Origin of the sequence: Variovorax sp. Root411, assembly GCF_001425205.1 — a bacterium.
In the GTDB taxonomy this organism is placed as follows: domain Bacteria; phylum Pseudomonadota; class Gammaproteobacteria; order Burkholderiales; family Burkholderiaceae_C; genus Variovorax.
Map to the genome: position 1 here is coordinate 1,301,745 of NZ_LMDW01000001.1, position 12,650 is coordinate 1,314,394.

Consider the following 12,650-nt stretch of genomic DNA (forward strand, 5'->3'; position numbering starts at 1 on the left):
TTAACTCATAATTTGATTGTTGACGGCAGGCTGTGGACTGAAACCCGCTTCCGCGCCGAACTCGCAAGGACTAGCATGACGTCAGTCCTAAAACAACATTACTCACCGGAGGCATATGACCTTCATCACCGGTCAGCAACGCACGCAGATGCTCGCTCACGGCGCCGCCCGCGCACGTGGCGATGCCATCGATCCCTACCCGGTCGTCAAGCTGTACACGCTGGACGCGCCTGCTTGCTGGCTGCTCACCGAGCTCGATGCCGATGGGGACCGCGCCTATGGGCTGACCGATGCCGGCACCGGCTTCCCCGAGTTGGGCCACGTGAGTCTGTCGGCGCTCGAAGGCGTGCGCGGCCCCAAGGGCCTGCGCATCGTGGCCGATCCGCATTTCAAGGCGCGCCAGCCGCTGTCGGCCTATGCGGCCGATGCACAACGCGACGGGTCGATCAACGACTGAGCTTCAGGGCGGTCGGATCGCGCGGCAGCGTCGCTGCGCGCGCGAGCGCGCATCGCCGCAAAAGCCAGCCACGCCAGCCATACCTGTGGCAGGGTACTCCCAGGCAAGAAAAGGGAGTTTCGCCATGACCGACCGCAATATCGAGGATCTGCCGAACGCGCCCTGGGGCGTGTCGGCCGCCTACCTGTACACGCTGGGCCTCGATGGTCCCGGGCTCGCTTGGGAGTACCTGCGCCGCCATCCGCAGTACCAGGCGGACTGGATGCGCCGCGGTGCATCGTTCGAGCGATGGGGGTTGCGACAGCGCTGAAGATCCAACTCTCGATGCGCGTGAAGCGCATCCGCTCTGGATCACGGCGACTGACGACTTGCTGCACGTGCGCGCGTCGACTGCACGCAGTGCGCCTGGCCTGCAATCCTTCGACCTGTGGCGCGTACCTGGACGCAAGCGCCTGGCACTTGGCGATGCAGGCCTGACGCTGCTGGCTGAGGTGTCTGCGCAGCGCCTGCACGTGTCACTGGCGGCCGACCTCGCCGACGGGACGCCCTATGCCGTCACCGCCCCGCTCGGCCCTGGACTGCGCGGCCAGCTCGAGTCATTCACCGCGCAGGCACAAGCCCTTGAGGGCCATGCGCCGGCTGAGCCGTCTGCGCGTGCCGTCACGCGTGCGGCGCTGCTGCATCTTCGCGCCCTGCAGGCGCTCGATGGCTTGCAAGCAGGCGCCTCGCATCGCGACATCGCCCAGGCCTTGTTCGGCCTCGAAGCCGTGGCGTTGCGCTGGCAGGCCGATGGTGAACTGCGGGCTCAGGTCCGGCACCTGCTGCGGCGCGCTGAGGCGTACATGAGGGGCGGCTATCTGGTCCTCGCGGGTGTCGGGCGAACCGCAGCGCGGCCCCCCGGAGCCGAACCGATGCGCTGAATCTCTCCCTGCGCAAGAAGGCGCTTGCTCCCGAGACTGCCTCTATCGGGTTGCAAATGGTTTGCGGCCCACCGACAGCGATGGAGGCCGTCATGGCGAGTGCCAGTTCCCTGTATCCCACCCGCGCCCCTGCGCCATCGCCAAAGGCGCAAGCGGTACCCGCCGCGCCAGCTAACCCCGAGTTTCTGACCACCGACGAGGCCGGTGCGTTCCTGCGCCTGTCACCGCGCACGCTGGAGAAACAGCGCGTGCTGGGCGGTGGCCCGAGGTTCCGGAAGTTCGGCGCGCGCGTGGTCTACGCGGTCGAGGACCTGCGCGCCTGGGCCAACAGCCGCGCCTACGGCATGACCTCCGATCCCGGCTACGTGCAGCGCGACTCCGTCCGCTGATTGACGTTGAGCAGGGGAGCGCCTTTCATGTCGAAACGCTCGAGCGAACGTGAACAGCTGTCGCTGTTCCGCGCGCTGCCGGGCGGCGACATGGCGCTGCGCGACGCGCAGGACCTGATGGCCTACCCGTTCTTCTCGCTGGCCAAGTCGCCGCGCACCGTGCCCATTCGCTTCGAGGCCGGTGGCGTATCGCTCACCGTCGAGGGCGTTCCCGAGCACGGCATCGCCACCATCTGGGATGCCGACGTGCTGATCTGGGCTGCAAGCCAGATCGTCCAGGCCAAGAAGGAGGGCATCGCGCCTTCGCGCCTGATGGTGGCCACACCCTACGAGATCCTGCGCTTCGCGCAGCGTGGCACCGGCCGCAGCGACTACCTGGCGTTGCGCGCCGCGCTGGACCGCCTGCAGTCCACCACCGTCGCCACGACGATGCGCCAGCGGGAGCGCCCGAATGGCGCCAAGCGCACGCACCGCTTCTCCTGGATCAACGAGTGGAAGGACTACATCCGATCCGATGGCCGCTCCGACGGCATCGAGCTGATCCTGGCCGACTGGTTCTTCTCGGGCGTGATGGACGAGGCCCTGGTGCTCACGCTCGATCCCACGTACTTCCGGCTTTCCGGCGGGATCGAACGCTGGCTCTATCGGCTGGTGCGCAAGCACGGCGGCCGGCAGCCGGGTGGCTGGCGCTTCGACATGCGGCACCTGTATCTGAAGTCCGGCAGCCTGCAGCGCCCTTCCGACTTCGCGATCCAGGTGCGGCGTCTCGCGCGGCGACAGGCGCTGCCCGGCTACCGGTTGTCCATGGAGCGCAGCGGCGGCATCGAATGGCTGGCCTTCCGGCCCGCCCCGGCGAAGCCATCCCAACCCGACTTATCCACAGCTTCTGTTGAAGAAGCTGTGGATGGCGTGTGGACGGACTTGGTGGATCACCCGCACGACCCTCGGTGGATCACCCGCAGAACTATCGGTGGATCGCCCGCACCGATCGACCGGGAAGCCACGCCCAGCAACGGTTTCGGCGCTCCCTAAACATCTAAAGGGATACATAAATGGAAGTCACGCGCGCGCGAGTGGAGGCTGCTCAAAAAATGGGCATCGCTTCAGCGACTGCAAATCAGGCAGGCCCAACATCCGACAGCCGTCGACAAGAAAGGCAGGACAGCCGCCCCGGCAAGGTGATCGCACTGCTCAACCAGAAAGGCGGGGCAGGCAAGACCACGCTCGCCACGCACCTGGCCGGCGAGCTGGCCTTGCAGGGAAGCTGCGTCACGCTGCTCGATGCCGATCCGCAGGGTTCGGCTCTCGACTGGGCCCAACGGCGGCTGCAGAGCGGTCAGGAACGGCTGTATGGCGTCTTCGGGCTGGCGCGGGACTCGCTGCACCAGGAAGCGCCGCAGATCGCCCTGCAGGCGGACTACGTGGTGATCGACGGGCCGCCGCGCGTCGCGGCCCTCGCGCGCTCCGCGCTGCTGGCCGCCGACCTGGTGCTGATTCCCGTGCAACCGAGCGCCTACGACGTGTGGGCCAGCCATGAAATGGTGCAGCTCATTGCCGAGGCGAGGGTGTTCCGGCCGCAACTGCGTGCGGCCTTCGTGGTTAACAGGCGCGTGGTCGGCACGGTGATCGGACGCGAAGCGCGCGCCGCGCTCGCCGATCAGCCGTTCGCCGCGTTGGCGACGGAGGTTTCGCAGCGCATCGTGTTTGCCGACAGCGTGGCCGCGGGACGGCTGGCCTGCGAAGTGGCACCGCAGTGCGCGGCCGCACGCGAGATCGCCGCGCTCGCGCAGGCGGTGCGGGAGATGCTGCGATGACCGGAGCCCAGCCATCTGCGAAACCACGCCGGGCACCGATCGGCCGCAGGCCCGGTGCCGATCCGGCGTCGACCTGGGTGCGGCGGGTGGACACGCCCGAGCTGCCGGCCAAGGCATCCATCTACACCGCGCGGCTCACGATTGACGTGACGCCCGCGCTGCGCGGGCGCATCAAGGTCGTGGCGTTCCGGCGCAGCCTCACGGCGGCAGACATGCTGCGCGAGCTGCTGGAGCGCGAGTATCCGGAGGACGCGGTATGACGGCGCCGGCTTCGCATCCGACGCCCGTCGTCCCGCAGGCCCCGCTGCAGGCGATGGCGCCGCAGCGGCCCGCCGGGATGCGGGTTTCGCTCGCTTTCCTCGAGCATCGGGTGAACATCTGGCTGCGGTTTGGTCAGCCGACCGTTGAGATCGTGCTGGATCGCTGGCGGCGCGTTGTGATGTTCATGCCACGCAAGGTGTGCTGCCGTGTGAAGTGGATCGGCAATGACTACGGCACGGCACTCTGGCAGCTCATGGTGTTGCAGGCGCCGACACCCTTCGAAGACGCGCAGCGCGTCGCCGGCGTGCTGCCGGGCGCGCGCATCCTGCTGCGTGCCGATGGCGAGGCGCAGGTCAAGGCGGTGCTTGCGGCAATCGACGCGATCGAGGCGCTGGGCATCGACTCGTACGCGGCCGCCGCCACATACTGGCGCACGGTCGGCAACCGGCTGGCCGCGCGGCAGCCGCTGCCGGTCTACACGGCCGAGCGGCATGCGGCGCATCTTGCGCGCGAGGCGCTGCAATGACGCCACGCATGCACCGGATGATGCTGCTGGGTGTGATCGGTATCGGCCTGGCGGCGCTGTGCGCGCCGGCCGTGCTGCAGCCCTTGGCGCGCGTGGTCTACAACCCGAGCGACAGCGTCGCGCGTGGCTGGTATCGCATCGATCCCGTGGCCGGCCCTCCCTCGCTGCACGTCGGCAGCATCGTGCTGGTCCGGCTCCCCGCTGGCGTGGCCGCGTTCGCGGTGCAGCGCGGCTATCTGCCCAGCGGGGTGCCGATCCTTAAGCGCGTCGGTGCCGTGGCTCCGCAATTGGTGTGCGTTCGGGAACAGGCCGTGCGCATCGACGGCGCCGCCGTGGCGACCACGCTCGCGCACGATGGCAAACACCGGCCATTGCAGCCGTGGGCGCAATGCCGCGTGCTGACGGAAGGTGAACTGTTCCTGCTCAGCGACGCGCATCCGGCCTCGTTCGACAGTCGTTACTTCGGCCCCATCGATGCGTCCGCCGTGCTTGGCACCGCGCGGCCGATATGGACAGGGAGCGCGCAATGAGCAGGCGCGCTTTCTTGCGCCCTGACCTGCGCGGCTGTTGCGCCGCGTCGGCGTCCAGGCTGTCACCGGCCATGCGCCCGCGCATGCACCGGGCTTGCACCGTCCGTGTGCCGATGCCGTGTCCAACCGTGCGCGATCCACGCCGCCAAACTGCAGCCGAAGCCTTGCTTCGGCTGCAGTCTGACGTGCAGACATCCTGCCGCCAGCGTGCAGCGCCTGCTGCACCGCCGCGGCCCCTCGGGCAGCGTTGCGCACCCCGTGCGCGGCTGGCGGTGGGTCGGAGCCGGGAGCGGATGCGGGAGGCGGAGACGGAGGGCAAGATAAAAGGGGTGGCACGCCTTGGCCTGCCAAGCCAGTCTGCACGTGGGTTGGGGACGGCACCGCACCTGCGGCCTTCAGTGCCGCGCAAGCACGCAATGCCATACGGCGCCAGGGTCTTGCGCGTGCCGCTTCCGATCCACTGTGCCATGCTGCGCTGGGGCTTGTGCCATGGCTTCGCGTAAGGGTTCGCAAGACGCGGACCGTTTCCGCGTCCGGCCGGCGGCTCCCAAGTCCCGTGCCGGCCCGGGCTCGCAGCGCTTTGTCTCGCAGGTGCTGAAGGCCGTTTCCAAGGCGGGCGCGAAGGCTTCAGGTGTGAAGGGCGCGCGTCCTGCGTCCACCTTCGGCAGGGGGCGCGTGGCGGCCGGCATGGCCGGAGGCCGGCTGGGCGCGAACGCCCGGCGCGTCGTCATCAAGTCCCGGTTCCTAGTGCTCAAGAAGGCTGGAGCACGATCGGTGGCGACCCACCTGCGCTACATCGAGCGTGACGGCACGACGCGCGACGGGCAGCGCGGCCAAGCTTATGGCGCTGGCACCGATACCGCCGACCTCCAGGCGTTCGAGGAGCGTGGCCGGGGCGACCGGCATCAGTTCCGATTCATCGTCTCGGTAGAGGATGCATCGGAGTTCGAGGATCTGCGTGGCTACACGCGTGAACTGATGGCGCGCATGGAGGTGGACCTGGAGACCCGCCTGGACTGGGTGGCCGTCGACCACTGGGACACCGACAACCCGCACACGCACGTCGTGCTGCGGGGGAAGGTGGGGCAGGGCAGGGGCACGAGGGATCTGGTGATCGCCCCGGACTACATGGCCCATGGCATGCGCCTGCGCGCGAGTGAGCTGGCAACCGAATGGCTGGGGCCGCGCACCGAGTTGGAGATGCGGCAGGGCCTGCTGCGCGAGGTCGATCAGGAGCGGTACACCAGCCTGGACCGGGCGCTGCTGCGGCAGGCGGCCGTGGATGTGGTGGACCTGACCGCGATACCGGGAGCAACGGTGGACCGGGCGCGGCGCCAGACGGTACTGCGTGCGCGGATGCATCGTTTGGAGGCCATGGCGCTGGCCGAGCGGATCGACGCCAATCAATGGCGGCTGGTGCCGGGCATGGAGCAGACCCTGAATGCTTTGGGCGAGCGCGGGGACATCGTGCGTGCGATGAACAAGGCAATGAGGGGCGAGCCGCGCGAGTTCGCGCTGGAGGCAGTAGTAACGGGCTCCATGGTGGGCCGCATCGCAGCCAAGGGAATGGCTGACGAACTGAACGACCAAGGCTACCTGGTGGTCGACGGCGTCGATGGGCGAGCGCACTACGTGAAGCTGCCCAAGGGGGCCGGCCTGGCGGAACTGCATGACTTGCCCGTTGGCGGCATCGTGGAGGTGAAAGCCAAGGGTCAACCGAGGGAGGTAGACAGGACAGTGGCCGCTCTGTCCCACGATGGCGTGTACCGCACAGCGGACCACTTGGCACACCTGCGGATCGCCCGGGCCGTCGATCCGCAATCCACGGTCGGCGTGCATGCGCGCAGGCTGGAGGCGCTGCGCCGCGCAGGGATCGTTGACCGACAGGGGAATGGAGTCTGGCGAGTACCACACGATTTGGTAGAGCGAGCTCGGCAGTATGACCAGCAGCGGGCCAGTTCAGTGCTCACGCTGCGCTCACATCTGTCGATCGACCAGCAGGCTCGCGCCCTGGGCGCGACCTGGCTGGACGAGCAACTCATAAATCGTGGTCAGGGGCTGGCGGGCGAGGGATTCGGCCGGGGTGCGCGGGACGCCATGCGGCAGCGAACAAACTTTCTTGTGGAACTAGGACTGGCTGAGCGTCGGGGTGGTGCCGTAATCCTTGAGCGAAATCTGCTGAAAACCCTGCGCGGGAGAGAGGTGGCCTTGGCGGGTAAAGCACTGGAGAGCGAAGTCGGAAAAGCCTATCGCGCATTGGAGAGCGGCGACTGGGTCAGCGGTGTTTATCGCCGCGCGATTCAGCTTGATAGCGGGCGTTATGCGCTGCTCGATGGTGACAGAGGTTTCTATCTTGTCCCATGGCGGCCAATCATCCAGAGCCGGCTGGGGATACATGTGTCTGCCACGGTACGGGAATCCAACGTCAGCTGGGAGCTGACCCAGAACCGCGGTGTTTCGCGGTGAGGACGAGTGCAACTTTCTCTGCTTTCCAAAGCAAAGGATGCGGCCACCATGCAATGACGCCTGCAGAAAAGTGGGTCGTTGTGCGTGACGTCCTCTGTGCCCAGCGTTGCGAGAGCGCCGAGCTTGAAACACCGGCGTCACTGCAAGAACTGCGCACAACGGAGCTAGCGAAGAAGGACGCGAGGCTGGATAGGCCGGCCTTACGGGAGCGGTTCGGCCGACGGTGCGGATAAGCGCGCCAGCAGAAATTCGCGAAGTTCCACTGTCGCTCGCGAGAGGTAGCGGTCAGGGCTGTGAAGCCGTACGTCCGCGCGCGGCAGGCGTGGGAACCCCTCCTTTTCCGTGAGCTCACGCAAGCGTTCGAAATTGACTGCCTCACGCAGGAACACGGCGACGGCCAATCCCGCCTCGACTGCGGCCACCATCGCTGCGAGGTTCGTGCTCTCGTGGGCGGCATGCCAAGCGCGACCCTGCCGCGCAAGAGCCTCCAGGGCGAACTTGCGAAACAGCGATCCGTTCGGCAGCAGGGCCAGGGGCAGCGGTTCCCTGGCGTGAGGAGAGTGGCGCGCCGACGTAACCCACACCGGCTGCTGACTGCCTATCAGCACACCATCGCCTTGTCCTTCTTGCGAGATGTTGATGATCAGGTCGTAAGTGCTGCCGAGCTTGCGGTCCATTTCCGCGGCCACGCCGGTATGTACCTCGATTTGCACCTCGGGATGAAGTTCGCAGAACTCGGCCAGCAAGGGCGGCAGGATGCCGCTTGCGTAGTTGTTAATGGCACCGATGCGTATACGGCCGGCCAGCTCATCGCCACGGACGGCGCTCAGTGCCTCGTCATTCAAGCTCAGCATTCGGCGCGCATATTCCAGCAGGATCTCGCCCTGGCGGGTGAGCTGCACGGTCCGGCGCGGATGCTGCAGCAGCGGTGCCTGCACCGTTTCCTCGAGGCGCTTGATCTGCAGGCTGACCGCGGCTTGCGTTCGATGAAGAACCATTCCGGCGGCGGTGAATCCTCCGTAGTCCACCACCGTGACGAAGACGCGCAGCAACTCGTGTTCGATGACACGAGTACGCACTGGGGACTGTGAAGTAGATGCGGAAGGTTGTGCGCCATGGCTCATCCAACCCAGTATGCCCGAGCCCACGATAACAACAGCTTATGGTGACCCCGAACCGTCGTCATTGGCTTTGTGAACGCCCTCTGACTAGAGTGCGACCAAATCTGAGCCGACTCTTGATTGTGACGCGCGCTGCCTGAGGAGCCTCTTGCAGCACTCAATGGGGACAATCATGACAACACAAAGCAGAGCCAGCACATTTTCGCGCCGCCGTTTCATGGGGCAGGGCGCTTCGCTGGCGGTGGCTGCGGGGCTGTCCGTCGGGTGTTCGAGCGCGCCTGCGGCGCGCAAGACCGGGATGATTCAGGTCGACGGCGGACAGCTGTACTACGAAGAGGCGGGGGTCGGATCGGCCGTCGTACTGCTGCACGGGTTTACCTTGGACACGCGCATGTGGGATGACCAATTTGAAGTGCTGGCCAAACGCCATCGGGTGGTTCGCTACGATCTTCGCGGTTTCGGCAAATCCAGCCTGCCCACTGGCAACTACGTTCATGCAGATGACTGCAAGCGCGTGCTGGAAGCGTTGAGCGTCCAGCGGGCCAACATCGTGGGCCTCTCCCTTGGCGGGCGTGTTGCAATCGATGTTGCAGTGAAGCATCCCGCGATTGTTTCGCGCGTGGTGGCGGTCGATACGTTCGTGAGTGGATACGTGCCGTCGAAAGCCTTCCGCGATGCGTCCGCCGAGATGGCGGCAGCTGCGCGGGCGGGGGATCTGGCTAAGGCGAAGGCGTTATGGCTGGACCACGCCCTGTTCAGATCGGCGGCAACCCGACCTGCAGTCAGCGCGCGACTGCGCCAGATGGTGCAGGCCTATTCGGGGTTCCACTGGACACAGGCGAACCCCGAGGTTCCTGTGAGCCCGCCTGCATTGCCGCGCCTGGGCGAACTCCGCATGCCTTTCATGGCAATAGTTGGCGAAGGAGACATCGACGATGGTAATAGTCCGACGGAGGCCGTCCTTGCCTGATGCGCAGGCTGCAGGAAGCATCTGACCTCAATCGCAGACCCGCTTGGAGGTGTGCGCTAAAGGAGNGGTAATAGTCCGACGGAGGCCGTCCTTGCCTGATGCGCAGGCTGCAGGAAGCATCTGACCTCAATCGCAGACCCGCTTGGAGGTGTGCGCTAAAGGAGATGGTGCACACCATGAAGAGTGAGCAAGACTCGAAGGCCGGCCGACGACATCACGACCGTGCGTTCAAGCAGGAGCTGGTACGGCAGAGTTTGGAACCGGGCGCATCCGTGTCGGCAATAGCGCTGCGCAGTGGCATCAACGCCAACATGCTGTTCAAGTGGCGCAGGGAGCATGTTCGAGCCGCAGGCGACGCGCCGCCGACGGTGCTGTTGCCGATAGAGGTAGCACCGGCGAGCGAAGTCATGTCGATTCCGACGTCGACCGGGCCGGCCCCGTCGCCATCGAGGTCGGCCCCGCGCAATGGCGTCATCGAGCTGGAGTTCGCCGGTGCGCAATTGCGACTGCGTGGCGCTGTCGACGAAGACAGCCTGTGCAGCGTTCTGCGCGCGCTGCGCCAAAGCGCATGATCGGCCCGCGTGCGGGCACCCGGGTGTGGCTGGCTGCCGGTGTGACCGACATGCGCTGCGGCATGGACACGCTGGCGGCGAAGGTTCAGACCGCGCTCACCGAGGACCCGTACGCCGGCCATGTCTTCGTCTTCCGCGGGCGCCGTGGCGATCTGGTCAAGCTGCTCTGGAGCGACGCAGACGGCATGTGCCTGTTGGCCAAGCGGCTGGAGCGTGGGCGATTCGTCTGGCCGCAGGCCGAGTCGGGCTCGATCTCCCTGAGCGCCGCACAGCTGTCGATGCTGCTCGAAGGCATCGACTGGCGCCGACCCGAGCGCACCTGGCAACCGCGCGCAGCGGCGTAGCGGACCGCCGGCCAAGTTGACAGGACAACTCCGGTTGTAGGGGCGGATTCCGCCCGGCACAGTCGTGCCCATGACCTCGCAGGAACTGCTTGCCGCCAACGCCGCTCTCAGCGGCGAGGTGCAGCGCTCGCAAGAGGCATTGAAGATCGCGCTGCTCACCGTCGAGAAGCTCAAGGTCGAAGTGGCGTACTTGCGTCGCATGAAGTACGGTCGCTCCAGCGAGCAACTCGAACACGCCCAGCTTGAGCTTGTGGGCGGCCAGCTCGCGCAGCCGACATTGACACCGGCGACCCGGGCCGAGGGCGCCGGCGCCGAAGACGGCGAGCACCATTCCAACGTCACGTCCATCGAGCAGGGCCGCAAGAAGCGCCAGGCGCGACAGCGCACCGGCGTGCGTGAACTGCCAGAGCACTTGCCGCGGCGCACCGTGGTGCATACGCCGCACAGCGGTTGCGACTGCCAGGCCTGCGGCCGCGGCCTTCGCGAGATCGGCCAGGACGTCTCGGAGGTACTGGACTACGAGCCAGGCAGCTTCCATGTCGTGCGCCACGTTCGCCCCAAGCTCGCGTGCACGAGCTGCAGCACAATCACCCAGGCGCCAGCGCCGAGCCGGCCCATCGATCGCTGCATGGCCGGCACCGGCCTGCTCGCGCACGTGCTGGTGAGCAAGTATTGCGATCACACGCCGCTTTACCGGTTGTGCCAGATCTACGCCCGTGAAGGCGTCGAACTGCAGCGCTCGACCCTGGCGGACTGGGTGGCGCAGGCAGCGCGTCTGCTGAGCCCGCTGGCCGAAGCCATTGGGCGCTACGTGTTGGCGGCCGACAAGATCCACGGCGACGACACGCCGATCCGCGTGCTCGGCGGCACGGGCGCCAAAGCGCGCACCGGGCGCCTGTGGGTGTACGTGAGGGATGACCGGCCCAGCGGCGACACGGCGCCGCCGGCGGTGTGGTTCCAGTACTCGGCGAACCGCAAGGGCGAACACCCTGTGCGCCACCTGCGGCACTTCAAGGGAATCCTGCAAGCGGATGCCTTCGCTGGCTACCACCCGTTGTATGAAGATGGCCGGGTAATCGAAGCTGGCTGTTGGAGCCATGCACGGCGCAAGCTGTGGGACATCCACGAGCGCCAGCACAAGCTCGGCGGAACGCTGGCACACCAAGCGCTGCAGCGCATCGGCAAGGTCTTCGGTGTGGAGGCCGAGCTCCGAGGCAAGCCGCCACACGAGCGAATGCGGGTTCGCCAGGAACGCACCGGTGCGATGCTGGGCGAATTGAAGGAGTGGTTCAACACAACGCTGTCGCAGGTCTCTGCGAAGTCGCCGATGGCATTGGCGATCGGGTACTCGCTGAGCAACTGGACGGCGCTGACGCGCTTCGTCGACGACGGTCGGATCGAGGCGCATAACAACGCGGCCGAGCGCGCACTGCGCGGCGTCGCGATCGGGCGAAAAAATTACCTGCATCTTGGCTCCGACAACGGCGGGCACAGCGCGGCGGTGATCTACACCTTGATCGGCTCGGCCAAGCTCGTCGGCATCGATCCGCAGGCCTACTTGCGCCACGTGCTGGAGCGCATTGCCGACCATCCGAGCAACCGCATCGACGAGTTGCTGCCGCGGGCGGTCGCCGGCGAGCTCGCCAGGTCCGCTGCAACGTCCTCACAAGCGACTGACAAGCTCGCGGCCTGAGCGCATCACCGCTGGCAAAATCGCCAGCATGCGTGTCAAGCAGATCGAAGATCTCCCCATGGCCACAAGCGCCGAGCTGTACCAGCTCAGCTGGGTCATCGAGCAGCTCATGGCCGACCCGAGGCGTATCGTGCAGGCGCGCTCGCAGTTGCACATGGGCCAACTGGTGAAGTACTGGGACTGGGGAACTGGCAAGCTGCGAGAGGCTCGCATCGCGGCGATGAAGGACCGGCAGGTCACGCTGCTCGACGAGCAAAGCAAACAGCGCTTCAGCGTGCTGTACGCGGCCGTCGTGCCTGTCGATGATCAGCAGACAGGTGCATCCTCCTCACCGGCGCCTGCCGCACCGCTGAGGCCGCCGCCGGAGATCCATCACAAGCAGGACTTCCGCGTCGGCCAGCGTGTGAGCTTCACCGACCAAAGCCTGAAGCGGCACGTCGGAGAAATCGTTCGGATCAACCAGCGCACGGCCACCGTTCACTGCGACGGCCGCGCATGGCGCGTGGCGTTCGCTCTGCTTCAACACGTCACCGACATCACGCCTTAAACCACCCAGCCGTCAACCACGGCCTCGAGCGGACTATTAC

The 12,650-nt window shown here is 66.5% G+C and carries 15 protein-coding genes and 1 pseudogene; 15 read left to right on the plus strand and 1 reads right to left on the minus strand.

The genetic code is table 11. From position 1 onward, the window contains the following. Window positions 1–115: 115 nt before the first annotated feature. The 10 genes and pseudogenes from ASC92_RS06060 (at window position 116) to ASC92_RS06105 (ending at window position 7,363) form a co-directional block, all read left to right on the plus strand. The gene (locus tag ASC92_RS06060) at window positions 116–457 is read left to right on the plus strand and encodes a DUF2958 domain-containing protein (protein ID WP_056511628.1); all 342 of its coding nucleotides are present in this window, start codon (window positions 116–118) and stop codon (window positions 455–457) included. 124 nt (window positions 458–581) lie between these two features. Further along, window positions 582–767, plus strand: coding sequence for a transcriptional regulator domain-containing protein (locus tag ASC92_RS28880; protein ID WP_056511632.1), 186 nt, complete (start codon window positions 582–584; stop codon window positions 765–767). A gap of 67 nt (window positions 768–834) precedes the next feature. Next, window positions 835–1,377 carry a DUF2285 domain-containing protein gene (locus ASC92_RS06070; protein ID WP_235505702.1) on the plus strand — a complete coding sequence of 181 codons (543 nt, stop codon included), beginning with the start codon at window positions 835–837 and terminating at the stop codon, window positions 1,375–1,377. A 92-nt stretch (window positions 1,378–1,469) separates the two neighbouring features. After that, on the plus strand, window positions 1,470–1,766 hold the full coding sequence (locus ASC92_RS06075) for a helix-turn-helix transcriptional regulator (protein WP_056511639.1): 297 nt from the start codon (window positions 1,470–1,472) through the stop codon (window positions 1,764–1,766). Between the two features lie 27 nt (window positions 1,767–1,793). After that, window positions 1,794–2,618 (plus strand): annotated as a pseudogene (locus ASC92_RS06080) (replication initiator protein A); the annotation flags it as partial. Between the two features lie 200 nt (window positions 2,619–2,818). Then, a complete protein-coding gene (parA, locus tag ASC92_RS06085; protein ID WP_235505680.1) occupies window positions 2,819–3,580 on the plus strand; it encodes a ParA family partition ATPase in 762 nt (253 codons plus the stop codon). Next, the gene (locus ASC92_RS06090) at window positions 3,577–3,840 is read left to right on the plus strand and encodes a hypothetical protein (RefSeq protein ID WP_056511648.1); all 264 of its coding nucleotides are present in this window, start codon (window positions 3,577–3,579) and stop codon (window positions 3,838–3,840) included. The genes parA and ASC92_RS06090 overlap by 4 nt, the downstream gene beginning before the upstream one ends. Then, window positions 3,837–4,367: a DUF2840 domain-containing protein gene (locus tag ASC92_RS06095; protein WP_056511651.1), complete on the plus strand. Its 531-nt coding sequence runs from the start codon at window positions 3,837–3,839 to the stop codon at window positions 4,365–4,367. The genes ASC92_RS06090 and ASC92_RS06095 overlap by 4 nt, the downstream gene beginning before the upstream one ends. Beyond that, entirely contained in the window at window positions 4,364–4,897 is a 534-nt protein-coding gene (locus tag ASC92_RS06100; protein ID WP_082519490.1) for a S26 family signal peptidase, read from the plus strand. Before ASC92_RS06095 ends, ASC92_RS06100 begins: the two co-directional genes overlap by 4 nt. Window positions 4,898–5,386: 489 nt before the next feature. Next, window positions 5,387–7,363, plus strand: coding sequence for a DUF3363 domain-containing protein (locus tag ASC92_RS06105; protein ID WP_056511654.1), 1,977 nt, complete (start codon window positions 5,387–5,389; stop codon window positions 7,361–7,363). Between the two features lie 200 nt (window positions 7,364–7,563). Here ASC92_RS06105 and ASC92_RS06110 read toward each other — a convergent pair whose 3' ends face one another. Further along, window positions 7,564–8,442: a LysR substrate-binding domain-containing protein gene (locus ASC92_RS06110; protein WP_162245702.1), complete on the minus strand. Its 879-nt coding sequence runs from the start codon at window positions 8,440–8,442 to the stop codon at window positions 7,564–7,566. A 214-nt stretch (window positions 8,443–8,656) separates the two neighbouring features. Here ASC92_RS06110 and ASC92_RS06115 point away from each other — a divergent pair, with 214 nt between their 5' ends. The 5 genes from ASC92_RS06115 (at window position 8,657) to ASC92_RS06135 (ending at window position 12,610) form a co-directional block, all read left to right on the plus strand. Further along, window positions 8,657–9,454 (plus strand): alpha/beta fold hydrolase, encoded by a 798-nt coding sequence (locus ASC92_RS06115; protein ID WP_162245703.1) that lies wholly within the window; start codon window positions 8,657–8,659, stop codon window positions 9,452–9,454. A gap of 176 nt (window positions 9,455–9,630) precedes the next feature. After that, window positions 9,631–10,026 carry an IS66-like element accessory protein TnpA gene (gene tnpA / locus ASC92_RS06120; RefSeq protein WP_162245704.1) on the plus strand — a complete coding sequence of 132 codons (396 nt, stop codon included), beginning with the start codon at window positions 9,631–9,633 and terminating at the stop codon, window positions 10,024–10,026. Next, a complete protein-coding gene (gene tnpB / locus ASC92_RS06125) occupies window positions 10,023–10,370 on the plus strand; it encodes an IS66 family insertion sequence element accessory protein TnpB (RefSeq protein ID WP_056511665.1) in 348 nt (115 codons plus the stop codon). The genes tnpA and tnpB overlap by 4 nt, the downstream gene beginning before the upstream one ends. A gap of 85 nt (window positions 10,371–10,455) precedes the next feature. Next, window positions 10,456–12,063 carry an IS66 family transposase gene (gene tnpC, locus ASC92_RS06130; protein ID WP_414820395.1) on the plus strand — a complete coding sequence of 536 codons (1,608 nt, stop codon included), beginning with the start codon at window positions 10,456–10,458 and terminating at the stop codon, window positions 12,061–12,063. Window positions 12,064–12,121: 58 nt separating this feature from the next. After that, window positions 12,122–12,610 carry a hypothetical protein gene (locus ASC92_RS06135; RefSeq protein WP_235505681.1) on the plus strand — a complete coding sequence of 163 codons (489 nt, stop codon included), beginning with the start codon at window positions 12,122–12,124 and terminating at the stop codon, window positions 12,608–12,610. Window positions 12,611–12,650: the final 40 nt, after the last annotated feature.